Below are 21916 nucleotides of genomic sequence, written 5' to 3'. Positions count from 1 at the left end.
CCCGCTGAGGCCGTGGCCGTGAGCGAACTCGGGGTGCAGAATCTGCGCCGGCTCAAGGACCACGATCGGTCCGCCGCCGGGTGGCGGCTGATCCGCCGCCTGCTGGGTCCGCTGGAGGCAGTCAACGCCGCCCTGGACTCGCCGCCCACCCCACACCGGCGACGTGCCATGCTCGACGTGGTCGCCGTGCTGCTGACACGTTGCGTGGAGACCGGCCGGACCTTTTGGGGATGGACTCCGCAGGAGTGGATCCATCTGCTCGGCCGCAACCAGGCCGAGTTCCATCGGCACGTCCCGGGTTGGGCCAGCGACGAGGTCCGGCCCTATCTCGCCGCGCACGCCTACCTGTTGGGTTCCTTCAACGAGTTCCACCGACTCGGCAGCATCCAACGACTCACCCTGTCCTGGCGGATCTTCGGACGCGACCGGGTGAACAGCGAGATCGCCCGCATCCGCGCGGTTCTCGCCTCCTGGGGATACCAACTGGGCCGAGATGACGACACTCTGCTGCCGATGGTCGTCTGCCAACTGCTTCTCCTCAACCGCAGCCCGTATCTTGAGGATCTCGACAGCACGCTGTTCGACCGGGTTCGCCGCGAGGAGATGCTGGCCAGCTCACAGCGCTACACCCTGCACGCCACTCAGCGGGCGGTTGCCGAGCTCGGCTTCTGTGATCCTCCGCCGCCCAGCGAAGTCCGCCGGGCGCAAGGTCTTCGGCCTCGCCACCGCAGGCGTCCGTCTCGCTTGACCTCTTGCGCGTCAGTCCGGCAGCCAGTGCAGCTCGTGCGCCAGGGTTTTGGCGACGGCACGGATGCGGCGGTGTAGCGGCGACTGCTCGCGTGGGAGGACCAGGTGGATCGTCAGGCTGGGCGCGCCTCGCAGCGGTCGCCAGGTGAGACCGGCCGGTTGTGCCGTGGCCGCGGCTTCTCCGGCCGGGGCGAGGGTGACCCCGTCGCGCAGGTCGCGCTGAGACATGTCGAAAGAGACTGCGGCCATGTGGAATCGGGGGTGTGGTCGGGTGTCTCGGAACAGTGCGGACAGCTGATCGTGGATCACGGGGTTGGCCGCACGGTCCGGGAGTCGCAGCGGATACGCGGCCGCGTCGGCGATCTCGATCTCCGGGTGTTCGGCCAGCGGATGGTGCTGCGCCAGCTGGACCCCGATGCGCGCACGCCGCAGCAGGAACCGGCGCACGCCACGGCCCGGCTGTTCACCGCGGGTGATCCCGGCATCGATGCGGCCGTCGGCGACCGCGGGGGAGATCTCCGGTGTCGCCATCGGGACCGCGTCGACCTCGAGTCCGCTGTTGCCGCGAATCAGCCTGTCCACCAGGGCCGGTGCCGTCTCGGCCCCGGCGCTGAGGCTGTATCCGATGCGCAGCGTGCCCAGTTCACCGGCCGCCGCGCTCCGGGCGGTGTCCCATGCCCGGTCCAGCGCCGCCAGCGCGGGCGGCGCGGACTCCGCCAAAGCCGCACCGGCCGTGGTCAATACGACGCTACGCGTATTGCGGACCAGCAGCGCCGTACCGAGTTCCGCCTCCAATCGGCGCATCCGGGCGCTGAGTGCGGGCTGTGCGATACCGATCCGTGCGGCCGCGCGGGTGAAGTTCAACTCCTGTGCCAGCACCAGGAAGTACCGCAGGCTCACCGTATCCGGCGCCACGTGCCCTCCCTGCCGATTGATAACGATCCGTTCTGAGCCTATCCCGTACCAGTCTTTCCCTCGACCGCACATCAAGCCCTAACCTGCGCATATGGCGATTCAACTGACCGCAGTACCCGTCGCCGGGATCGATCGAACTGAGTGTCAATTCGAAGTCGGACGTGTCCGGCCCAACACAGGAGGTTTCCATGGCTAAGGGCTACTGGGTCAGTGTCTACCCCGCCATTTCCGACCCTGAGAGGCTGACTGCCTACGACAAGCTGGCCCGTCCGGCTGTCCAGGCTGGGGGCGGGCGCCTCCTGTCCCGTGGCGGTCGAGTCGTCGCCCACGAGGCCGGAATCACGCAACGCGTCGTTCTGATCGAGTTCGACAGCTTTGAACAGGCCGTCGCGGCATACGAGAGCGAGGCCTACCAGAAGGCGCTGGTGGCCCTCCCCGACGGCGTCGAGCGCGACTTTCGCATCATCGAAGGCATCGACTGACCGGCGGGCCCAGCCATCGCTGAGCATCCGTCACCTGATACGCACACGGTGCTGAACGACGACTCACGAGACGAGTTCGAAGCCATGCCCCGCGTCCCAGTTCGTCGTCGACGTCCTCGACGGCCTGATCCCTGTCGGGCGGATCGAAGAAGCGACGCGACGTCCGGGCCAGCTGGACTGTCTCGCTGACCTCGTCGACAAAACTCACCCTCGCCCGAAGCGAACCGCGAACCGCTTCTCACACGACAGATCGGTCCAGCGAACACAAGGCTTCGATGACCAGGGGCGCATCCTGCATCCATCTGCCGTGTGCCCCGTCGGGGCTACTCAGAGTACTGATATACAGTTTGAAGAACCGCAGGTCAAGACCTCTTTCGAGGGGTTTCGATCTGCGGTTCTTCTGTTGTTGAAGTAGCCCAGGGGCGCGCCTGGCTGCGCCAGGATGGCGCACTGGAGCCGGCCGCCCTGCTTCGGGGATCAGGTGGTCATGCCACAGATCTACCACGAAGGCCCGTTCCCCGTGAGCCCTGCTTGCACGAGGAGATGCCCATACTCACAACACCGGATTCTCCAGAACCCCCAGGGACACAGCCAGTCATTAACGCCAGGCCCGCAGAGCCCCGTTTGACAAAACAGATTCCACACAATGGTAGGGGTGTTGAAGCCTTCGGCGCGTCCGTTGTGGTAGCGCAGGGTGATGCCGGCGTTCACGGCGGTGCGGTCACGTTGTTCGGGCCTTCGGTCGGGGCCAGTAGTTCGGCGAACTCGTGGACCCGAGTTGCGAGTTCGGTCATCTCGCGGCAGGCGATGGTGAGAGCGGTGAGGAGAGTGGTCTCCTTGGTGCGCAGGTGTCCGGGGCGGGTGAGCAGGAGCCGGGTGGCGCGGCGAGGAGTGGTCACCGGGCGATCGCCCTCGGCGCGGCCCTGGTTGAGGTAGCGGACCAGCAGGTTCGCACTGCCGGTGTAGCCCAGTTCCCTGATCTCATGCAGGAGGTGGGTGAGGGGGACGGCCGGGTGTCGGACCGGCGCTGGCGCAGATGGTCACGGTAGAAGTCCACCAGGGTGGGCCGGTAAGCCGGGGCGATGCGCTGGGCGGTCGGCTCGGGGGTGCGGGCGTGACGTTCGACGGTGTTCAGGGCCAGCCCGAGTCGCCTGGAGCAGTCGAGCAGGCCGACGCCCTGGCCGAGGAGCTGGTGGACCTTGTGCCATCGCTCGCAAGTGGTCTGCTCGCGGATTCCGCCGGGGCGGGGCGGGTTGACGCTGGCCCAGCAGCGCGCGTGGGCGCGGGCCTCGGCCAGGACCTTGTCGCACAGGTTGCGCCACAGGTGCCAGCGGTCGCTGACCTGGACCGCGTTGGGCAGGGCCCGGCGGATCGCCTCGGCGTAGGTGGCCGATCCGTCCCGGCATACGGTCTCGACGCCGGGATGTTCGCGCGCCACTGAACCACCAGGGCCACCCGCAACCTCACCGCCACACTCGAACAGCTCCGCGTCGACCGCCGACTCGAAGAGGCCCTCACTCACAGCGCCGACCCGCTCCACCTCGCCCTCGTCTGCGGCATCGACGAGAAGACCGCCATCCGCTACGCGGACTCAGCACGCGCGCTTCCGGGAGAAGCTGCCAAGCAGGCATGGCAGTGAAACCCACTCGACCTGCTCAACCCACTGACAAGACCATGGACAGATGCCGTCGACCGAACCAGCAGCCCGCGAGTTTCAGGACCGTGCCGTTCTCTCGTCCCGCATACGTCAGGGGTGTACCCCACGGCAGCCCCCCTGTTGACCCTGACCCGCACCACACACAAGAAGGAACCGGGCGACGACGGTGTAACTGGGTTGGCTGGTGGGTCAGATGCGGGCTGCTGAGAAGTGTCCTTCGAAGGCGATGTCGAACGTCTGGAGGGCCCGCTTTCAACTGCGTGACGGGCTGTCCGCCCTGCCGGAGGTGACGCCATGGCTGCAGATCGACACCGGCCAGGCCCAACAAGGCTGGGAGCTGCCGCCTGCCCTGATCGTGGAGAGCGGGCGGGAGACATCCGTCATCGAACGGCCCCGCCACCTGCACAGCCCCGCGGAGCGTCGGCTGCGGGCCGCCGCCGTGACGCGAGCACTGCCTCAGTCGCCGGGCGGCACCGGATGCCGCAGTAACCAGGCATGGAGCTCCTGGTGGCGGAACTGGTAGGCGCTGCCGGACACACGTAGCAGTCCCGCCCCGTACGCCCAGTCCAGGAAGCGCACCAGCCGCCACGGTACGAGCCTTCGCGTCCACGCGCAGAGCAGGAACGCGAAGTACCGGCGCCCGGCGCCGCTCCACCACACCATGCCGCAGGCCAGGCCGCCCACCACCCCGGCGCCCGCCCCTACGATGTAGTCGCCGCTGTAGCCGACGACGGTACCGAAGGAGAGACTGAACAGGGCCGAGAAGCTGAGCCCTGAGTTGATGTCGTCGCGCAACAGCTGGCGGGGGTGCGACCCGTGCGTCTGCCGCTCCCCCGTACCTGCGGCGAGCTCGGAGGCGAGGCTGAGCACCAGGCCGGCGGCGAGTACCGCGATGATGACGGCGACCAAGCCCGAGGCGACCCACTGAACCACAATGATGGCAAGGACGAGGACCGCCGCGCCGCGCAGACGGTGCGCGAGCAGCCTTCTGCCATCGGGCGTGCGGATACGGCGAAGCTTGCCACCCTGAGGGGCAGGCACCCGGTCGTTGCTCGCCCGCAACAGCAGCACGAGCACGAGCGCCGCGGTCCCGGCGGCGGCCGGCAGATGCCTCTCGTCCAGGCCGGCACCGGTCCTCACGAGCAGCACCGCGGCACCGGCGAGGATGACCAGGGTGGTCAGGCCGGCGTCGACGGCACGCACGCGACGGCGCCCGGCGAGCGGCCAGAGCTGATGGGGAGTCAGCCCAGGCGATGCGCCGGAAGACTCCTGACGGTGGGCGTAGAGGGCCAGTTGGCGCAGCCAATGGTGCACCTCGTCGGCTCGATAGCGGCACCGCCGACTGGGATGCAGGCGCGTCGCGGCGGGGATGTAGCGACGTAGCAGGTCCTCGTCCAGGGCTCCGGGGTCGTTGTAGAGGAGGAGGTCCCCGGGATCGCCCCGCTCCGCGAAGGCCGTCACCGCCAGTGTCAGCCGCCATGGGGTGGACATCGCACGGGCGAGGAACTGCCCTGATCCGGTGGCTTCGCCGAGGCTGCGCAGGACCCCGCTCCAGCGGTCCTGGGCCTCGGGCAGCCGGTCGGCAAGGTAGGCGCGTGCCTGGTCGGCGGCAACGGGCCGGATTTCGACGCGCAGCGCATCGGGTATCCCTTGGCCGATGCGCTCCAGCCGTTCGTACCACTCGGTCCGGCAGGTGACTACCAGCGGCAGACCCTTCGCCCCGTCCTGGTACTGGTCGATCCGCTCGACGGCGGCGCGGGCGCGCGACGTCTCCACCTGGACACAGGGGTCGTCGATGTCGTCCATTTCGTCCAGGCCATCAAGGACGGGGAGCACACGCCGCTGTTCGACGAGGTCGCGGGCGACCTGCGGTTCGCGGTCAAAGTCCTGGACGAGCCGCTCGATCAGCCACTCCTCGAAGTCGACCCGCGGGTCCCAGCCGGACAGCGACAACCGTACTGGTACGGGAAGACCGGTTCGGTTCTCCTCAGTCAGGCCCAGGATCAGCGCCAGCGCGAGGACCGTTTTGCCGGCTCCCGGGCCGCCCGTGATGACCAGCCTCCGGTCGCCGAGGGCCAGGAAGTCCGCGGTGACCTCGGAGAGCCGCCCCGTGAACCCGGCGGGCGGCCCGGCGCTGCGTGCCGATGACGGCCGGGCGTCGTAGCGCAGGTCAATGAAGATCCTGTCGCCGCCCAGGAGCTGGCGCCACTGGCGGCCTTCGGCGACGCGGACACGGTGCCGCAGGCGCGCGGCGGCGGCCTCGGGGTCAGCCTCCTGACCCGCTCGACGGCGCAGTGCGGCGACCGCCGCCACCAGGCTCATCGTTCCGACGACGAGCCCGATCACCCCGGCGGTGTCCTGGGGTTCGAGGCTGCCTTTGGCCAGGACGCTCGCGGCCCAGACGATCGCCCCGAGGACGAAGACCCAGCCAAGGGTCAGTACGGTCAGCCACAGCCGCCGGTGGCGGATCCCCCCGTGCTCCATGCCGCGTCCTTGTCCCCCGGTCTGATGTGCTCGGCTCCGTCCACGAGCCACGCACCAGCGTCTCAGATTGGCTTGGTTTTCCTGGGTGATCCTGGTGTTTCGGGGTCGCCCGGGTGGTGACTCGGACGGCTCCAAAGGGATGTCCGCGACCGCGCTGGTCGCCAACTGTGCCACCCACCCACACAACCCGTCGCGATCCGACCGGCTTGACCCGTTCGACAACGACATGCCCTACGTGACCGTATCGGCTGGGGCCGTGGAGGAAGTACAGCCCTGAGAGGGCTGAAGCCGGACGCTCTGGACGATGAACTGATCAGTCAATCGGCCGACCGGGCCCAGGCCGTCGGGATCAAGCTGACCGGCGAGGGCGGGCTGCCTGGCGCCTCCACGACGCGATCGTCGCCCACCGCCCGCAGGACGACGACCAGCCAACGCATCGTTTCACCCTCGTCGCGGACCCGGCGAACCGCCGACCCCTTTCCGGTGCCCGACAACCGCTCGCTGATGCCGCGACTGATCGACGAACGGTCGACCGTCTTCCGCGCCGCGGTCGCCGCCGCGCCCAGCCTCGAGGTGCAGGTGCCGACCTGCCCCGACTGGACGCTGTTCGACCTGGTGCAGCACCTGGGCGAGGGGCGCCGCGCCTGGGCCGCCACCATCGCCGCAGGGCCTGACGCTACGGCCAAGTCCGCACCACAGGGGGCCCCGGCTGCGCCTCGGGAGCGCGAGGTCCTGCTGGCCTGGTCGACCGCATCGACGCAGGAGCTACTGGACGCACTGCGGGAGGCCGGCCCGGATCGCGGTTGCTGGACGTGGTGGGGTAAGTCGCAGTCGCCGCAGACCTGCGGTGCCGCCGCGCGGCGCCAGCTCCACGAGATCGCGGTGCACACCTACGACGCCCAGCTCACCTTGGGCGCCTCGCAGCCACTGCCGGACGAGGTGGCACTCGACGGTGTCGAGGAGTTCCTGTCCACCATCTGCACAACGACGGTCGCCTGGCCGCACGAGCCCGCTGCCGTCGATTACCACGCCACCGAGGGCCGCTCCTGGCGCAACTGGGTCTCCGACGACGGCGCCCGGGCCGCCCGCCTGCCCACAGCCGGCACAATGCCCGCCGCCGACGAGGACTTGGACGTGGCCGACGCCTCCGCCCGAGGCACGGCCAATGAGCTGGTCCTCGCCCTCCACGGCCGTATTCCGTTGGACTCCCTGAAGCTCGACGGCAACCGACGTCTCTTCGACCAGCTCACGGCCTGGGACCCGGAGCGGTAGGACGTGTCGGTGCGCCACCTTGTCCGCCCCGAGGGCATGCCTTCGGCCAACGGCCACAGCCACGCCATGGTGGCTCGGGTGCGGTGATCGCGATCTCCGGCCAGGTCCCCCCGGATGCCTCGGGCCAGGCCAGTTCACTGCCCCAGGGCAGCGTGCCGGCACCCAGGTTCCGGGTCTAGGCCGACGCCCTGGCGGTGCTCGCCGAGCCGTAGGCCGGTTCACCTCTGCCTCTGCCGGCCCCGGTCGGCATACACGCGTCGGGGCTTGCAGCGGGGCCGTCCTCGAAGTCCCCGCGTCGGCGGGACCGCGGCGGCGTGCAGACGCGGCCAGACGCCGGCCTCCGTCCAGTCCCGCAGCCGGCGCCAGGCCGTCACCCCGGAGCAGCCCACGGCCTCCGCGGGGACATCGCGCCATGCGCCTCCACCGACTCGTACCCGATCGTCGTCCCGCTCACCTGGCGTCTCTCCCTCGATCGGCAAGTCCGCCGTCGACTCCCCCGCGACGGAGTACCTGGAGTTGGGCCTGTACCGGAACGCGGCGCTCTCCGGCGACCTGCTGCCTCCCCTGAGCCCGGTCGCGGGTGCCCCGCTGCGCTGCGCCTTGGACGGCATCGAGTTCGCCCCGTTCTTCGAGGGCGCCGAGGACCCGACCCACGCGTACGTCCGCCGGTCCGAGCCCCGGGTGGTGTTCGGCGGCCTGGGCTCCGGCGTCGCGAATCCCGTTCGGCCGGACGGGGCCACGCTCCTCGACGAGATCTGGGCGGGGCCGCCTCTCCGGAGCAAGGGCGCGCTGGTCGCCCGCGTCCGGGACGTCGTGGCGGCGCGGGTGGCGCAAGGACCGCTCGGGCAGGAGGACGGTGCGGCGGTGCTGCGTACGGCGCAAAGGCGTCGTATCGGGCCTGACGGCTACGACGCGCGCGGAAGGGCTCCTTCCGCGTGTTGGGCCGGGTGACTGCTTAGCGTGACCCCATGACCACAGTCCAGGCCCGGCCCACCCCCGACAACCGGCGGTGGAAGGCGCTCGCGGTCTGTCTGACGGCGGGCTTCATCTCGCTGCTCGACACCTCGATCGTGAACGTGGCGCTGCCCTCGATGGAGCACGGGCTGGCCGCCTCGGAGGCCGCCCAGTCCTGGGTGGTCTCCGGGTATGCCCTGACCTTCGGGCTGGTGCTCGTCCCGGCGGGCCGGCTGGGCGACATGCGCGGGCGGCGCCAGGCCTTCCTGTTGGGGCTCGCCGTGTTCACGCTGGCCTCGGCGGCGTGCGGCCTCGCCCCCAGTGCCTCCTGGCTGGTGCTGTTCCGGCTGATCCAGGGCACGGCGGCGGGCATGGTCGCCCCGCAGACCTCGGGGCTGATCCAGCAGATGTTCCAGGGCGCCGAGCGGGCCAAGGCCTTCGGCCTGCTCGGCAGCGTCATCGGGGTCTCGACGGCGGTGGGCCCGCTGGCGGGCGGTCTGCTGATCAACGCCGTCGGCACCGACGACGGCTGGCGCTGGGTGTTCTTCGTCAACCTGCCCATCGGGGTGGCCACGTTCGCCGCGGGACTGCGGCTGCTGCCCCGTTTCCCAGCGTCGACGGGCAAGCGGGAGGAGTTCGACCTGTTCGGCGTGCTGCTCCTCGGCGCCGCCGTGCTCGCGCTCATGCTGCCGCTGGTGCAGGAGCAGCAGTGGACCGGGCGGCTGAAGTGGGCGCTGCTGCCGGTGGCCGCGCTGCTGCTGGCCGCGTTCTGGGCGTGGGAGCGGCGCCAGGGACGGCGCGGACAGGCTCCCCTGGTCGATCTGGACCTGTTCTCCCTGCGGTCCTTCACGCTCGGCTCCCTGATCAGTCTGACCTACTTCGCGGGCTTCACCACGGTCTTCTTCATCTACTCCCTGTTCCTGCAGAACACGGTCGGATACAGCGCGCTGGCGGCCGGTGTCTCGGTGCTGCCCTTCGCGGCCGCCTCGGCGGTCGGCGCCGCCATCGGGGGCCGGCTGGTGATGCGCCACGGGCGCAAGCTGGTCGTCATCGGCCTCAGCGGGGTGGTGGTGGGGCTGCTCGGGGTGGTCGTGGCGGTGCAGCTGGTGCCCCTGCAGAGTGTGGGGTGGGCCACGGCCGTGCCCATGGTCATCGGCGGGATCGGCTCCGGCCTCACGGTCTCTCCCAACACGACGCTCACTCTCACCCGCGTCCCCGTGCACCGTGCCGGTGCGGCCGGCGGGGTCCTGCAGACGGGGCAGCGTATCGGCTCGGCGGCCGGGATCGCCGTGGTGGGCGCGGTGTACTTCGCACATCAGGCCAACCACGGGCGCCCCGTCACGGCCATTCAGCTCGGACTGCTCACCGCCGTCGGGATCAGCATGATCGCACTGCTGCTGGCGGTCGCGGACCTGCGGGAACGCCACGTGCACCCCGAGCCGGAGCGGGCCAAGGAGACCGTCCGGCGGGGTTCCGAGGAGGATGGCGCCGAGGAAGCGGTCCCGCACGGTAGCTGAGGGGTCACGACCTCCGGCGCGGCTTTCCCCGCCCGGCCGGCTTGGCGCCACCCCCCGAGCCGGCGAGGCCTGCGGTGACGACCAGCGCAGTGGTGACGCTGGTCACCGGCTGTTCTCTGTGGGGACCTGAGAGTCAGTGCACGGTTGCTGGGCGGAGCGTGGGTGTGGCCGTGAAGGCTGTCCACGACGCGCGTTCGACGACCAGGCGCGCTCCCGCTCGGGCGCGAAGGGCCGCTGTCGCCGTTGGAGTCCGAATCCACGCCCAACATCCGTCGCCCTCCCGATCGATGCCCGGCGGTGGCCGAGGTCTGCTCCCAGTCTGTCGGCTGAGGAAGGTGCCAAACTTGGGTCGCATGGGAGCCGGATGAGGGACGTTCGACCCAGCGGGCCTCCCCCGAGGAGTGGCCCGCGGGTGTCGGCGTCATAGCCGGACGATGACCAGGGCGATGTCGTCGCGGGATCCGCCGGTGAGGCCCAGACGGGCCAGCAGGACGTCGGCCAGGCGTTCCGGGCTGACGGTGCCGTAGCGGCAGAGAACATCGGTCAGGCGGTCCAGACCGGCTTCGATGTCTTCACCGCGGCGTTCGATGAGTCCATCGGTGTAGAGCACGAGCGTGTCCCCGGGGCGGTAGGGCTGGCCCGCCTGGGGGCGGGGGACGTGCTGCGGCCGGGCGCCCAGCGGTGGGTCGGTTGCCTGGTCCAGCCTTTCGCAGGTGCCGTCCGGGTGCACCAGGAGCGGTGGCGGGTGGCCGGCGTTGCTGTAGATGATCAGGCGGCTGCGGGGGTCGATCATCGCCTTGACGGCGGTGGTGTTCAGCGCCCCCTCGATCGACCGGGCGTACAAACCCAGTACCTCCAGCGCCTGGGCGGGCCGCTCCAGTGCGCGGATGGCAGCGCTCAGCGCACTACGGAGCATCCCCATGACGGCGGCGGCCTCCAGGCCGTGACCCACGACGTCGCCGACCGCCACCGCGTAACGGCCGTCCGAGAGGTCGACCATGTCGTACCAGTCGCCGCACACGTTCAGCGATCCGGTGGCGGGCAGGTAGCGCACCGCGATGTTCGGGTGCCGGGCCAGGTCCGGCGCTTGGAGCATGGCCTCCTGCAGTGTGACGGCCACCTGCCGCTCGCGTGTGTGGGCTTGCCGCAGCTCCTCGTTGAGCCGCTGCAGCTCACGCGCCCTCGCATAAAGCTCGGCCTCCAGGGCATCACGCTCGGTCAGTTGCCTCGACGGCGGCCGGTCACCGGCGGCACGGGCTTGGACGAACGCGGTCACGTCCTCCACCCGGTGGATGATCCACACCACCCGCCCGTCCGGTCCGAGGATCGGCGTGTTGATCGGAGACCACCACCGCTCCTCGAACCCCCCGGACCGCCCCATGACAGGGATGTCGTACTTCTGCAACGCCATCGTGTCCGGCGCTCGAGAGGCCAGGACCCGGTGCAACGAGGCGTTCAGGTTCCGCACCCCGTCGGCCTCGGGGTCGTCGGGATTGTCCGGGAAGGCATCGAAGATGTGCTGCCCGATCAGATCTTGCCTGCTCCGGCCGGTCGCCTCCAGGTAGGCCCGGTTGACCTCCACGATCATCAGGTCGGGATCCAGTACCAGATACGGGCTCGGCGTGGCAGCGAACAGCCCCGCGTAATCCATCCCCGGCATCGTCACCGTCTCCTTGGCCGTACCTCCATCGCCCAGTCCCTCCACGCTACGGTCCGCCCAGCTCAGGCGCCCACTGCGGCAGCACCGCCCGCCGCGCTCCGACGGCACTCTCGGGACCGCGCAGTCGAGCTGCTCGCGTGACCTGCGTGGACGGGACTGAGCGAGTCAGGCGCGGATCGGCGGTGTCGGTGCTGCCGTGACTGGGCGGTCGATGTGGCGAGAGGTCGTCAGCCGACTGTCCGTGCGGCTATGAGGGGCTGCTGTGCGCGAGGACGGGAAAAGCTTCGTCAGGCTGGCCGGGCGCCTGGCCGGGCCGACGTTCCTGACCTCCACAAGGCCGGGATGCCCTTGGCGCAGTTGGTGCTCCAGACGGTGGTGCCGCAACACGACGTCATTGCCCGTGACCCTGGACGAGATGATCCAGCTGGTGCGGGCGGTGTCCCGTTCCGCCCGCCGGGCGCTGGTGATCGCGGACGTGCCGTTCGGTTCCCGTCAGGCATCGCCCGAGCAGTGCTTCCACACGGCGGTGCGGTTCATGAAGGAGGCGGGCGCGCACGCGGTGCAGCTGGAGGGCGGCGAGGAAATGGTGCCGCAGGTGGAGCTGCTGACCCGGTCAGGGATCCCGGTAACGGCGCACATCGGCTTCACCCCACAGCACGAGCACGGTCTCGGTGGCTACCGCGTCCAAGGCCGCGGCACGGACGCCCAGCGCGTGATCGCCTCGGCGAAGGCGCTCGAAGCGGCCGGGGCGTTCGCTCTGCTCCTTGAGATGGTGCCCGGCGAGCTTGCCGCCGAGATCACGCAGAGCGTGGCGATTCCCACGGTGGGCATCGGCGCCGGCGCTGGCTGCGACGCGCAGGTGCTGGTGTGGCAGGACATGACCGGCCTGCGTTCGGAGCGCCTTCCGCGCTTCGTGAAGCAGTACGCCGATCTGCGCGGGGGCTGCTCAGCGCTGCCGAAGACCTCGCAGCCGACGTGGCAGGCGACGTCTTCCTGGGGGCCGGAGCACACCTTCTGATACCAGCGCCGGAGGCGGCCGCGCTGGCGGCCGCCTCCGGGATGGACCGGCACCGGTAGGTGCCCAGGGCGAGCTCGGCTGTCACAGCAGGCTCCCCACAACGGCGGCCTGCCCGGCCACCAGCTCCTGGACCAGCCCGGCGACGGACTCCACGTCCAGGCCGGGGCAAGCGGGGACTGAGACGCTCGGTCACCTCAGATGCCTGCGGCGTTCCGACTATGCCAAGTCACGTGCGGTAATAGCCGAGTTGGGGTTCACGGCCGAGATTGCACGCAAGGGCGTGCCAGCCCCGATCCAGGCTGGCAAGCGCTCGCTGGTCGAGCGCACACACTCCTGGATGAACAACTACGGCCAGCTGCGACGCTGCACAGAGGAGCGGAAGGGTCGTGGACTTCTACCTCTACCTCGTCGCCACGCTCGTTACGCTCCGCATGCTCATTCGGTGCTCGACCAAGCGCTTTCGCTGGGACAACCGGCCCACTACCCGGCGCCTCGATTGATACGTCTGCCGGCCGGTCGTAAGTTGACGCGATCACATGGCCGCCGAACCATGCACGAAGGTCGGCGCCGACTGGTCCTGGTACCGAATGAGGAAGATGCATGCAGCGTGAACCAATAGTCGGACGGCGCTCGAGGATCCGTCGGTTGTGGCTCTTTATCCCCGCATCGGGGATGGCAGCCGTCTGGCTCGCCCTCTATGAGCGCGCGCCCGCTGCGGTTCCGTCGCCCCAGTTCTACATCCTGTGCCGAAGCCCAGGATCCCTGAAGGCGCTCTCCTTGGCATCGGTCCTCCTCATCGTCGCAGCCGCGGCCGTGTCCGTCACCGGAACGGTCTGGGCCATCAGAACACCCTCCCGCCGTCCCCTGCGTCCGATGCTTCACCTGGCCGGGGCACTCATTCTCCTTGTGGGCGCGGACAGCATGGACTACCTCGGAAGCGGCATCGCCTACCGCACGGCGGTGCACAACGGCGCGAACATCGCCACCTGCGAAGGTGCCTACCACGTCACCCCAGGCTGGTTCTTCTTCCTCACTCCGGAAGACCGCGGGCAGTGGCCCAGCCACGCAGCCGAGCCCAGGTGATCCATTTGAGGTTCGCTTTAACGGAGTCCTATTAGGCAGGGCATGGGTCACGCCAGCCCGATTCCACCACACAAATTACAGAGCACTGAAGAGAGGAGACCCTTTGGCGGACCGCCATGCGGCACGCCGTCGCGGCCCGAAGGAGCCAGCCACCACTTCGACGACCGGGTCCCGAAGTCGAGCCCGCCGTCCTGATCGTCAGCCACTCCTTCTGGAAAAGGTTTGTCGCTGAGGAACGACCATCAGCCCGCGACAGCTCAAGCACCACCGTCAGAGCAGGCACTGACCTGGGAGCTATCCCACTCCAGGGGCCACGGCGACCGAGATCGGTACGGAACAGGCCGATGTCCAGCGCGGCCTGACGATGGAAGAGCAGGTTGCAGCCGGTGACCCAGTACGGTCACACGGCCGGCTCCCGGCTTTCGGGCCAGTCCACCGAGCCGTGGCGCTCCCGCAGTGCCTTCGTGAGCTCGAGGACCTGACCGCCCGGGTACTGCACGGTGGTGCGGCCGGGGCGGTCGGCTCGCAGGGCCGGGGTCTCGTAACCGCCGGCCCCCTCCTTCAGGCGCAGATGCTCCACCACCGCGTCGACGGCGCGGCGCGGCGACAGGGCGTCTGCAGTGACCAGGCGGCCCTGTCTGCTGAGCTCCGTTCACGTCTGGGAGTGAATCCTTCACGGAGACGCGGTCACGGCCGATCACGGTGCTCAGTCACATCATGTGCCCTGCGGCAATCGAGACTCGTTTGCTTTTGACGTACGGGTCAGGGGTTAGCGTCTGCGCGCCCGGTTCCGCCCAGAACGGACTTCGTATGACGTGGCGAGCCGCCGTGCTCACGGCCCGCACAGCCGCGATGTCCGCCCCTCGCCCAGGAAGGCCCATCTTGACGACATCGACGCCCCTCACCAACCGTGAAGTTCGGCTTGCCACCGTGCCCGAAGGGCTGCCCTCGGCCGCGGACCTCGCCGTCGTCGAGTCCCCACTGCCCGCACCGGCGTCCGACCAAGTCCTCATCCGTAACCGGCAGTTCCTGGTCTTCGCCGGCCTGCGCACACTGACCGGCGGGGCCGCGAAGGACACTCCGGTACCTGGGCTGCGGCCCGGGGACACGCTGTTCGGGCCGGCCGTCGGTGAGGTCGTCATCGCTCCGCCGGGCAGTGCGCTGCGCTCCGGCGACCTGGTGACGCACATGCTCGGTTGGCGCGAGTACGCCCTCGTCCCGGTGGCCGAGTGCGCCGCCGTCCACCCGGCGCTGCCCGACCCCGTCGCCCATCTCTCGTCCGGTTCCGCCGCCTACGGGGCCCTGACCCGCCTTGCCGGTGTGCGCGAGGGCGATGTCGTCCTGATCACCGGTGCCGCCGGCGGGCTGGGGACGCTGGCGGGGCAGATCGCCAGATTGCTGGGCGCGGCTCGGGTGATCGGCACCACCGGCTCACCGCGGAAGGCGGAGCGTCTGGTGTCCGAGTTGGGGTACGACGCAGTGCTCACCGCGGCGTCGTGGCGCGGGGTGGAGGGCTCGGTCGATGCGAGGGCCGCGCGAGAGGAGTTCGCCGGGCAGCTCGCCGAGGCTGCTCCGGACGGGATCGACGTCCTGGTCGACACCGTGGGCGGCGCGCAGCTCACCGCAGCGGTGAACGCCGCCCGGCGAGGCGCTCGTTTCGCCCTGGTCGGATCGCTGTCCGGGCAACTGGCCGCGGAAGGTTCCGGGGAACGGGCACCCGTGGAGATCGACGCCTACCGACTCGTTCTCCTGGGGGTGTCGTTGAAGGGATATCTCGGCCTCGCCCATCCGGATGTGGAGGTGGAATGGACGACGAGGTTCGCGCACTGGCTGCGGTCCGGCGAGATCCTGTTTCCCCTCTCCCGGATCGCGGGCATCGATCGAGCCCCGCAGGCGTTGCAGGGACTGGTCGAGGGCCGGTACTTCGGCACTGTCGTCGTGGAGCTGCCGGGCCGTGGGTAGCGATTGCTACCGAGGAGAGCGGGAGGCTTGTGTCATGCGCATCGGAGACGCCGCCGCGGCGGTGGGTGCGACGCCCAGGGCGCTGCGTTTCTACGAACAGTGCGGGCTGCTGCCACCGCCTCGCCGTACGGTGTCGGGGCAACGGGACTACAGCTCCGACGAACTCGCCGTGCTGCGTGTCATCAGGCAGCTCCTGGCTCTCGGGCTCACCGTCCACGACCTTCACCGCATCGCGGACCGGCTGCCCCGCCTGGCCGCGAGCCCTGCACAGAACTGCGGTTCCACGAAGTTCGGCGCTCCGGCTCCTGGAATCGTGGGGTCGACTGTCGTGGAGCAGCGCATCGCCGCGCTCGAAGCGGAGATTTCGCGGCTCACCCTACTGAGGGATGCCCTGAAGGCCGGCCTGGCCGGCGAGCCCGCGGTGGATGCTCCGCGTGCGCATGGCGGACGGGACGCGGTCGGCCCCGGCCGACGGGGCCGCGCCGGGGCCGGTGGCGCCCGTCGGATCGAGGGTCATGCCGGGTAGGGGGCGGTCTCTCTGGCCGTTCGAAGTGCGTCGGCCCACCAGGCCAGCTGGTCGAGCATCGTCTTGGCGTACCCAGGCGCCTCCGGAGCGAGGGGGCGACCGTCCCGCCAGGCCGTGAAGTAGTCCGGGAAGGCGAGACCGTCGCGGATCGTCACCGCGTGCAGCTCGGTCAGCACGTTCTCCAGATGGAGCACGGCATGGCGTCCGCCCGCCGCGCCACCGTAGCTGACGAAGGCGACGGGCTTGGCCGTCCACTGGGTGAAGTGCCAGTCGATGGCCGCCTTCAGAGAGGCGGGGTAGCTGTGGTTGTACTCAGGCGTGACGACGATGAACGCGTCGGCTTCCGACAGGGCCGAGGTCAACGGCGCCATTCCCGCCGGACGGGGGTAGTCGTCGCCCGCGTACTTCGGGGACGCGGCGGGCAACTCCAGAGGGATGTCGACCTCGGCCAGATCGACGACATGCACGTCGAATCCACCGTGCGTGTCTGCCTGTTCGGCGACCCAGGAGGCCACGGTCGGTCCGAATCGCCCGTCCCGGACGCTGCCGACGATGATCACCAGATTGTGTTCGCTCTTCATGCCCACCACGATCGGGCAGCACCCAGGCGGCAGCCAGACCGCGCTCAGGCTGGCCCCCGCAGGGCCACTCTGAGCGCTCCGCGATCGAGCGCCCCGCCCATTACTCTCGGGGTATGGGAACGCCGTTGGGAGACTTCATCAGGGCCAAGCGCGACAGCATCCAGCCCGAGTCGCTCGGGCTGCCGGAGCGCGGCCGTCGACGGTCGCCCGGGCTCCGGCGCCTGGACCTCGCCACGCGGGCCGGCATCAGTGTCGAGTACCTGACCCGCATCGAGCAGGGCCGCGACCGCAATCCCTCGATCGCGGTGATGAACGCGCTGGCCGACGCACTCGGCCTCGATGCCGCGGAGCGCGACCATCTGCGTCACCTCGCGAAGATCACCGGCGGCGAGTGTTCCGCCCACACCCGGCCCGCGCCACCGAGTCGTGCCGTTCGCCCGTCCGTCCTGCAGACCCTGCGCCTGCTGGAACCGGGCATCGCCATGGTGACCAACCGGATGGGCGACGTCCTCGCCCGGACCAGCGGGTTCGAGGCGGTGCTGGGCGACAGCGGTCTGCTCGACGTCGACGGTCCCAACCTGACCCGGTACGTCTTCACCGACCCCCGCGCCCGTGCGTTCTTCACCGACTGGGACGACGTCGCGGACGAGCAGGCGTTCGGCCTGTGGCTCGGGCCGGCCGTCGAGAACTTCGCCTGGTTCACCGCGGAGCTCGCGGCCGCCGTGGGTCCCGACTTCACCGAGCGCGTGAACCGCCACGTCGTGCCGCGCGATCGGGTGCTCCGGCTCGATCATCCCGCCGGATTCCGGCTCCGCCTGCGGCGTGAGACGTTGGAACTCTCCTCGGACGCACAGCAGTTGGTCGTGCATCTGCCTGCGGACGAGGAGACGGTAGAGGCCGTCGACCGTCTCCGCCGCCGTTCGCACGGTCGGCTCAGCGCCGTCTCGTAGCTCCTCCGGACGTCGAGTCGGTCACCCTCGGCCGTGCGGCGGCGGAGACCCGTTCCCGCTACCCCCTTCCCAGCATTTGGCCGTGGTGGCCTGCATGGACGCTCAGCTGAACGTGTACGCGACACTCGTCCGCGACGACGGCGAGGCGGACGTCCGTCAGTCGCTCGCGTGGATCAAGGCGGACTCCTTCATCGTGCGCAAGGACCGTATCCGGGCCTTCGTCCTCGACGTGGCCACCGGCAAGCTCGACGAGGGCCACTGACAGCGCGGAACGACCCCGCGCCGGCGCCCTGCGGGGCCCGGCGTGAGAGCCCTCCCGGTACACACGACTGACAAGAAGCTGTCACACACGGACCGGAATGCAGGATCGGACGTCGGCGGTTCTGACTGTCATGACTGTAGGAGTAGCGCTCAACGCATCGGAGGCGGAGAACCAGGTCGACGCCTCGGTACGGCTGGCCCGCGAGGCCGCGGCGGCCGGCCTGCGCTCGGCCTGGTTCGGGCAGACCTTCGGCGCGGATTCACCCCAGCTCGCGGCAATCGTCGGGCGCGAGGTCCCCGGACTCCACGTGGGCACCTCCGCGATCCCCGTCTTCGGCCGGCACCCCCTGCTCGTCTCCAGCCAGGCCCAGACCGCCCAGGCTGCCACGCACGGCCGCTACCACCTCGGGCTGGCTCTGGGCACCAGGCTCCTGACCGAGAGCGGCTTCGGCCTGCCCTTCGAACGGCCCATTGCCCGCCTGCGTGAATTCCTCACCGCGCTACAGCAGTTGACGCAGACCGGTACAGCCGACTTCCACGGCGAGCTGCTCACCGCCGTCACGCCGATCTCCGCGCGCGTACCCGGCGCCGAAAGCGGTGTCCCCCTGCTGGTCGCCGCGATGGGGCCGCAGGCCCTGCGCGCCAGCGGTGAACTGGCGGACGGCATCCTGCCCTATCTGGCAGGCCCGCGCGCCCTGGAGGAACACATCGTCCCGGCGCTCACCGCTGCGGCGGAGGCTGCCGGGCGTCCCGCGCCCCGGATCGTGGCCCTGGTGTCCGGCGTGGTCACGGACGACGTCGACTCCGTACGCGAGAAGGCCACCGAACAACTCGCGTTCTACGAACAGATACCGTCCTACGCACGGGTCATCGAACTCTCCGGCGGCCGACGGGCGTCCGACGTGGCCGTGATCGGCGATGAGAAGACGGTCGCGGCCGAGGTACGGCGCTACCGGGACGCCGGGGCGACGGAGGTGGTCTTCTCAGGCACGGAGATCGCGGGAGAAGCGGACCGGCGGCGCACCTGGGCCCTCCTCGGCGAACTGACCGGGTGATTGAACACCGGCAGCAGGCGCCCTCGACAGAAGATCCGCACACCGTCGCGAGGCGAACCTCGCGAGACGAAGGAGTACGCATGACCACTCAGGTCACGACGGCGGACCTCCAGGCCTTCACCCAGGACTGGCTGGACTGGTACCGCGCGCACGAGGAACGGCTCGCCGACCCGCACGGGTTCCTCGCGATCACCGGCCTGCACTGGCTCGACGACCGGCCGCAGCGCTTCCCGGACGCCCCGGGCACGTGGTGGACCGGCGCCGACGGGGTCACCGTGGCCCTCGACGACGGCGAGGAACTGGTCGTGGAGGGAACGCCGGTGCGGGGCGAGCACCACTTCGCCGTGCTCCCCGAACGCGGTGGCGTCAACGCGGTCTGGGGCGACGCCGTGATCGAGGTGGCCAGGCGTGGCGGCAACGACATCGTGCGTCCCCGGCACCCGGAGGCGCCGCTGCGTACCGCCTTCACCGGAACGCCCGCCTACGCACCGCATCCGCGGTGGGTCGTGACGGGCCGGTACCGCGCCTTCGCTGAGCCGCGGCCGACCACCGTCGGTGCCGCGGTCGAGGGCCTGGAGCACGTGTACGACGCGCCGGGCCAGATCGAGTTCGAACTCGACGGGCGCCCCTTGTCCCTGACCGCGTTCCCCGGGCACGGCCCGGGCCGGCTGACGGTGCTGTTCACCGACGCGACCTCGGGGATCACCACCTACGCCGCCAACCGTGCCCTCACCATGGAAGCGCCCGCCGCCGACGGCACGGTCGTCCTGGACTTCAACCGCGCGGCGAACCTGCCGTGCGCCTACACCGACCTGGCCACGTGCCCGCTGCCGCCGGCGGAGAACCGGCTCCCGGTGGCGATCGAGGCCGGCCAGAAGATCCCTCGCGAGCGGGGCGGGGCCTGAGCACGCCGCCCCGCGTTCGACGACACCTGGAGCGGGAGACGTCATCGTCCCGGCAGCACGAAGTGGAGGGCCTCCCTGGCAGGGCCGGGTCCCGGCAGGGCCGTGGTGGTCACCGGCGGTACGGACGGCATCGGGCGGGTGCTCGCCGCGGAGCATCCAGAGCTCGGTGACACGGCGGTCGTCGTCGGGCGTGATGCCGTCAAGGGCGAGGCCTTCCGGCGGCGGACGCGTCAACCGGGCGCCCATGGGCGGGCGTTCTTCGTGTGTGCCGGCCTGGAGTTCCGCGAGAGCTACGGCGGCGGGGCGGCACTCGGCCAGCACGGGAAACTCAACGGCCTGCTGGGCGTCGTCTCCGCCGAGCGGTGCGGCGGTGCTGGGCTGAGGTACGTACTCATCCACCCGGGCGCGACCCGGACCAGCATCTGCGGTCAGTACGACGAGCCGACGCCGCGGTACGTCCCGGAGCTGCAGCGCACCGCGAAGTCGAGGCCGTAACCGACGACGAGGTCAAAGCACTGCAGCAGCGGTCCGCGTACGGTCCGGGGCAGTAACTGCGCGCCGATCTCGTCGCGCACACCGCGCGCACCCGTTGAGACGGCTGGCGTTGCGGGACAACGTCGTACGGCACAAGGAGTTCCGGCGCCCGCTGCGATAAGTCCCTGCCGGCCCTTGCGAATGACGTAGGCAGGGCACACCGACGCGGGGTGGAGCAGCTCGGTAGCTCGCTGGGCTCGTAACCCAGAGGTCGCGTGGTTCAAATTCCGCCCCGCTACGAACATCCGGCTCCCGCGACATCACGTCGGAGGGGGCCGGATCCGTCTACTCCCCAGCGCAGGCCGCTGGTCCGGCTCAGGACAGCCGACTGGCCGACAGGCCCTGGAGCTCGCCGGCGCGGTACGACACCGCTGGGCTGAGCGGGCACATCAGATGCCGCATCGAGGGCTCCGCCGGGTAGCGCAGCCGGCCGACGGGCAGGCGCGGGTCAAGCGGGGCTCCGGGAGGCAAGAACCTGAAGCCGTCGGCCTCGTAGCAGGGCGCCAGGTACGGCTTGCGGGCATGGATGCCGCCCAGCACCGCTTGGTAGCCCTGGCGGGTGTGGGAGCGGACCAGGTCGCCGGCGAGTCGGTGACCCAGCCCGTGGCCCCAGGAGCCCTCCATGGACAGCAGCCACTCCACCGGGGGATCGCAGGGCGATCGCGACGATCCGCCCCTGCGGCTCCTGGGCGGCGACCAGCAGGCTCGCGATGCCGAACTGTGCCGGGAGCCACCTGCCGGTGCGCAGCCGGTCGACAACCTCGGCCGGCATCGCCAGGTCGAGGAAGTCCACCGGTTCGAGGAGCGCGTGCAGGACCCCGGTCCCATCGTCCGGGGCGGCTGGGCGGATGAGGTACCGCTCCTGCGGCACAGCGCCGCGTTCGCTCCGCGGCGCGTTGCGTCGCTCTGCATGTCAGCGAGAGGCTCGCCCCATGCCTCTCATCGTGCCGCAACCGCACTGGGTCAGGGAGAAGTTGACCATTCGAGCGCCTGTAACCTCGACGAGCGGACCCGATGATGAACCCGTTCGCACCCGTCCGAGACGCTTTCGCCGCAAGACGTACGCCCGGATCAAAGCCGGACGGCCACGACGGGGCACCGCCATCCGGCGCCTGCGCCCGCCGACGCCCACCCCCTCCCTCCGCGAGCCGCTCCCGAAACACCTGGCGCCCGGCCCCGGCGCCCGGCCTGCCACCAGCGCAAGTTCTCGCACCACGGTCCACGCCACCGACACAGTGCCGGCGGCCCGAGCGCCCGACCCCGGCCGACCGACCACGAGAAGCGGGCGGCCAGCCCACCGGAGGCGTTCCGATGGCCTCAAACCACCGAAGGGCATATGCATGGAGTAGCAAA

At 70.2% G+C, this 21916-nt stretch carries 20 protein-coding genes, 1 tRNA gene and 4 pseudogenes; 17 read left to right on the top strand and 8 right to left on the bottom strand.

The genetic code is table 11. The annotated features are described in order from the left end of the window. Window positions 1-18 precede the first annotated feature (18 nt). A complete protein-coding gene (locus ABT114_RS32915; RefSeq protein WP_351146566.1) occupies window positions 19-825 on the top strand; it encodes a hypothetical protein in 807 nt (268 codons plus the stop codon). Here ABT114_RS32915 and ABT114_RS32910 read toward each other — a convergent pair. Beyond that, window positions 760-1662 (bottom strand): LysR family transcriptional regulator, encoded by a 903-nt coding sequence (locus tag ABT114_RS32910; RefSeq protein ID WP_351146565.1) that lies wholly within the window; start codon window positions 1660-1662, stop codon window positions 760-762. The genes ABT114_RS32915 and ABT114_RS32910 overlap by 66 nt on opposite strands. A 188-nt stretch (window positions 1663-1850) precedes the next feature. On the opposite strand from ABT114_RS32910, the gene ABT114_RS32905 reads away from it, so the two are divergent. After that, the gene (locus ABT114_RS32905) at window positions 1851-2144 is read left to right on the top strand and encodes a DUF1330 domain-containing protein (RefSeq protein WP_336203725.1); all 294 of its coding nucleotides are present in this window, start codon (window positions 1851-1853) and stop codon (window positions 2142-2144) included. Window positions 2145-2792: 648 nt separating this feature from the next. On the opposite strand, the pseudogene ABT114_RS32900 reads toward ABT114_RS32905, so the two are convergent. Both ABT114_RS32900 and ABT114_RS32895 read right to left on the bottom strand, forming a co-directional pair. Beyond that, a pseudogene (locus ABT114_RS32900) lies at window positions 2793-3573 on the bottom strand (transposase); the annotation flags it as partial. Window positions 3574-4257: 684 nt separating this feature from the next. Next, a complete protein-coding gene (locus ABT114_RS32895) occupies window positions 4258-6285 on the bottom strand; it encodes an NACHT domain-containing protein (protein ID WP_351146564.1) in 2028 nt (675 codons plus the stop codon). A 504-nt stretch (window positions 6286-6789) separates the two neighbouring features. Here ABT114_RS32895 and ABT114_RS32890 point away from each other — a divergent pair. After that, window positions 6790-7557 carry a maleylpyruvate isomerase N-terminal domain-containing protein gene (locus tag ABT114_RS32890; RefSeq protein WP_351146722.1) on the top strand — a complete coding sequence of 256 codons (768 nt, stop codon included), beginning with the start codon at window positions 6790-6792 and terminating at the stop codon, window positions 7555-7557. Window positions 7558-7778: 221 nt separating this feature from the next. Here the strand turns inward: ABT114_RS32890 and ABT114_RS50695 are convergent. Further along, window positions 7779-7979, bottom strand: a pseudogene (locus tag ABT114_RS50695) (hypothetical protein); the annotation flags it as partial. 76 nt (window positions 7980-8055) lie between these two features. Here ABT114_RS50695 and ABT114_RS32885 point away from each other — a divergent pair. Beyond that, window positions 8056-8508, top strand: a pseudogene (locus tag ABT114_RS32885) (hypothetical protein); the annotation flags it as partial. Between the two features lie 17 nt (window positions 8509-8525). Next, on the top strand, window positions 8526-10028 hold the full coding sequence (locus tag ABT114_RS32880; RefSeq protein ID WP_351146563.1) for an MFS transporter: 1503 nt from the start codon (window positions 8526-8528) through the stop codon (window positions 10026-10028). A 421-nt stretch (window positions 10029-10449) separates the two neighbouring features. Here ABT114_RS32880 and ABT114_RS32875 read toward each other — a convergent pair whose 3' ends face one another. Beyond that, window positions 10450-11688 carry a PP2C family protein-serine/threonine phosphatase gene (locus tag ABT114_RS32875; protein ID WP_351146562.1) on the bottom strand — a complete coding sequence of 413 codons (1239 nt, stop codon included), beginning with the start codon at window positions 11686-11688 and terminating at the stop codon, window positions 10450-10452. Window positions 11689-11950: 262 nt separating this feature from the next. Between ABT114_RS32875 and panB the strand changes: the two genes are divergently transcribed. From panB to ABT114_RS32860, 3 genes and pseudogenes are all read left to right on the top strand, one after another. Next, window positions 11951-12706: a 3-methyl-2-oxobutanoate hydroxymethyltransferase gene (gene panB / locus ABT114_RS32870; protein WP_502988428.1), complete on the top strand. Its 756-nt coding sequence runs from the start codon at window positions 11951-11953 to the stop codon at window positions 12704-12706. Window positions 12707-12944: 238 nt separating this feature from the next. Beyond that, window positions 12945-13206, top strand: a pseudogene (locus tag ABT114_RS32865) (IS5/IS1182 family transposase); the annotation flags it as partial. A 172-nt stretch (window positions 13207-13378) separates the two neighbouring features. Beyond that, the gene (locus ABT114_RS32860) at window positions 13379-13789 is read left to right on the top strand and encodes a hypothetical protein (protein WP_351146560.1); all 411 of its coding nucleotides are present in this window, start codon (window positions 13379-13381) and stop codon (window positions 13787-13789) included. A gap of 400 nt (window positions 13790-14189) precedes the next feature. Here the strand turns inward: ABT114_RS32860 and ABT114_RS32855 are convergent, their stop codons facing one another. Continuing rightward, entirely contained in the window at window positions 14190-14372 is a 183-nt protein-coding gene (locus tag ABT114_RS32855) for a hypothetical protein (RefSeq protein ID WP_351146559.1), read from the bottom strand. Window positions 14373-14671: 299 nt separating this feature from the next. On the opposite strand from ABT114_RS32855, the gene ABT114_RS32850 reads away from it, so the two are divergent. After that, a complete protein-coding gene (locus ABT114_RS32850; RefSeq protein WP_351146558.1) occupies window positions 14672-15751 on the top strand; it encodes an MDR family NADP-dependent oxidoreductase in 1080 nt (359 codons plus the stop codon). Between the two features lie 34 nt (window positions 15752-15785). Next, a complete protein-coding gene (locus ABT114_RS32845) occupies window positions 15786-16277 on the top strand; it encodes a MerR family transcriptional regulator (RefSeq protein ID WP_351146557.1) in 492 nt (163 codons plus the stop codon). Here the strand turns inward: ABT114_RS32845 and ABT114_RS32840 are convergent. Further along, window positions 16265-16858, bottom strand: coding sequence for an NADPH-dependent FMN reductase (locus ABT114_RS32840; RefSeq protein WP_351146556.1), 594 nt, complete (start codon window positions 16856-16858; stop codon window positions 16265-16267). The two genes, ABT114_RS32845 and ABT114_RS32840, sit on opposite strands and share 13 nt — an antisense overlap. Window positions 16859-16971: 113 nt before the next feature. Between ABT114_RS32840 and ABT114_RS32835 the strand changes: the two genes are divergently transcribed. The 6 genes from ABT114_RS32835 to ABT114_RS32810 all read left to right on the top strand — a co-directional run bounded on the left by ABT114_RS32835 (window position 16972) and on the right by ABT114_RS32810 (window position 20801). Continuing rightward, window positions 16972-17808, top strand: a complete 837-nt coding sequence (locus ABT114_RS32835) for a helix-turn-helix domain-containing protein (protein ID WP_351146555.1) — start codon at window positions 16972-16974, stop codon at window positions 17806-17808. A 94-nt stretch (window positions 17809-17902) separates the two neighbouring features. Continuing rightward, window positions 17903-18070, top strand: a complete 168-nt coding sequence (locus ABT114_RS32830; RefSeq protein WP_351146554.1) for a carbonic anhydrase — start codon at window positions 17903-17905, stop codon at window positions 18068-18070. A 130-nt stretch (window positions 18071-18200) separates the two neighbouring features. Beyond that, window positions 18201-19124: an LLM class F420-dependent oxidoreductase gene (locus ABT114_RS32825; RefSeq protein WP_351146553.1), complete on the top strand. Its 924-nt coding sequence runs from the start codon at window positions 18201-18203 to the stop codon at window positions 19122-19124. A gap of 80 nt (window positions 19125-19204) precedes the next feature. Then, entirely contained in the window at window positions 19205-20029 is an 825-nt protein-coding gene (locus tag ABT114_RS32820) for a DUF1684 domain-containing protein (protein ID WP_351146552.1), read from the top strand. Between the two features lie 102 nt (window positions 20030-20131). Further along, complete coding sequence (locus ABT114_RS32815) at window positions 20132-20524, top strand: SDR family oxidoreductase (protein ID WP_351146551.1); 393 nt, start codon at window positions 20132-20134, stop codon at window positions 20522-20524. Window positions 20525-20727: 203 nt separating this feature from the next. Continuing rightward, window positions 20728-20801, top strand: a tRNA-Thr gene (locus ABT114_RS32810). A 77-nt stretch (window positions 20802-20878) separates the two neighbouring features. On the opposite strand, the gene ABT114_RS32805 is transcribed toward ABT114_RS32810, so the two are convergent. Then, window positions 20879-21205 carry a hypothetical protein gene (locus ABT114_RS32805; RefSeq protein ID WP_351146550.1) on the bottom strand — a complete coding sequence of 109 codons (327 nt, stop codon included), beginning with the start codon at window positions 21203-21205 and terminating at the stop codon, window positions 20879-20881. On the opposite strand from ABT114_RS32805, the gene ABT114_RS32800 reads away from it, so the two are divergent. After that, window positions 21186-21581 (top strand): hypothetical protein, encoded by a 396-nt coding sequence (locus tag ABT114_RS32800; RefSeq protein ID WP_351146549.1) that lies wholly within the window; start codon window positions 21186-21188, stop codon window positions 21579-21581. The two genes, ABT114_RS32805 and ABT114_RS32800, sit on opposite strands and share 20 nt — an antisense overlap. Window positions 21582-21916 lie beyond the last annotated feature (335 nt).

The sequence above is a fragment of the Streptomyces sp. NPDC002088 genome, assembly GCF_040296605.1.
GTDB lineage: Bacteria > Actinomycetota > Actinomycetes > Streptomycetales > Streptomycetaceae > Streptomyces.
The sequence above is the reverse complement of the archived record's forward strand: the minus strand, read 5'-3'. Positions and strand labels throughout refer to the sequence as shown.

Excerpts from the sequence above, each read along its gene's own strand:
- ABT114_RS32835 (WP_351146555.1), top strand. The coding sequence starts at position 16,972 with ATGGGAACGCCGTTGGGAGACTTCATCAGGGCCAAGCGCGACAGCATC.
- ABT114_RS32830 (WP_351146554.1), top strand. The coding sequence starts at position 17,903 with ATGGACGCTCAGCTGAACGTGTACGCGACACTCGTCCGCGACGACGGC.
- ABT114_RS32875 (WP_351146562.1), bottom strand. The coding sequence starts at position 11,688 with ATGCCGGGGATGGATTACGCGGGGCTGTTCGCTGCCACGCCGAGCCCG.
- ABT114_RS32825 (WP_351146553.1), top strand. The coding sequence starts at position 18,201 with ATGACTGTAGGAGTAGCGCTCAACGCATCGGAGGCGGAGAACCAGGTC.
- ABT114_RS32860 (WP_351146560.1), top strand. The coding sequence starts at position 13,379 with ATGGCAGCCGTCTGGCTCGCCCTCTATGAGCGCGCGCCCGCTGCGGTT.
- ABT114_RS32820 (WP_351146552.1), top strand. The coding sequence starts at position 19,205 with ATGACCACTCAGGTCACGACGGCGGACCTCCAGGCCTTCACCCAGGAC.
- ABT114_RS32800 (WP_351146549.1), top strand. The coding sequence starts at position 21,186 with ATGGACAGCAGCCACTCCACCGGGGGATCGCAGGGCGATCGCGACGAT.
- ABT114_RS32845 (WP_351146557.1), top strand. The coding sequence starts at position 15,786 with ATGCGCATCGGAGACGCCGCCGCGGCGGTGGGTGCGACGCCCAGGGCG.
- ABT114_RS32880 (WP_351146563.1), top strand. The coding sequence starts at position 8,526 with ATGACCACAGTCCAGGCCCGGCCCACCCCCGACAACCGGCGGTGGAAG.
- ABT114_RS32905 (WP_336203725.1), top strand. The coding sequence starts at position 1,851 with ATGGCTAAGGGCTACTGGGTCAGTGTCTACCCCGCCATTTCCGACCCT.
- ABT114_RS32895 (WP_351146564.1), bottom strand. The coding sequence starts at position 6,285 with ATGGAGCACGGGGGGATCCGCCACCGGCGGCTGTGGCTGACCGTACTG.
- ABT114_RS32890 (WP_351146722.1), top strand. The coding sequence starts at position 6,790 with ATGCCGCGACTGATCGACGAACGGTCGACCGTCTTCCGCGCCGCGGTC.
- ABT114_RS32840 (WP_351146556.1), bottom strand. The coding sequence starts at position 16,858 with ATGAAGAGCGAACACAATCTGGTGATCATCGTCGGCAGCGTCCGGGAC.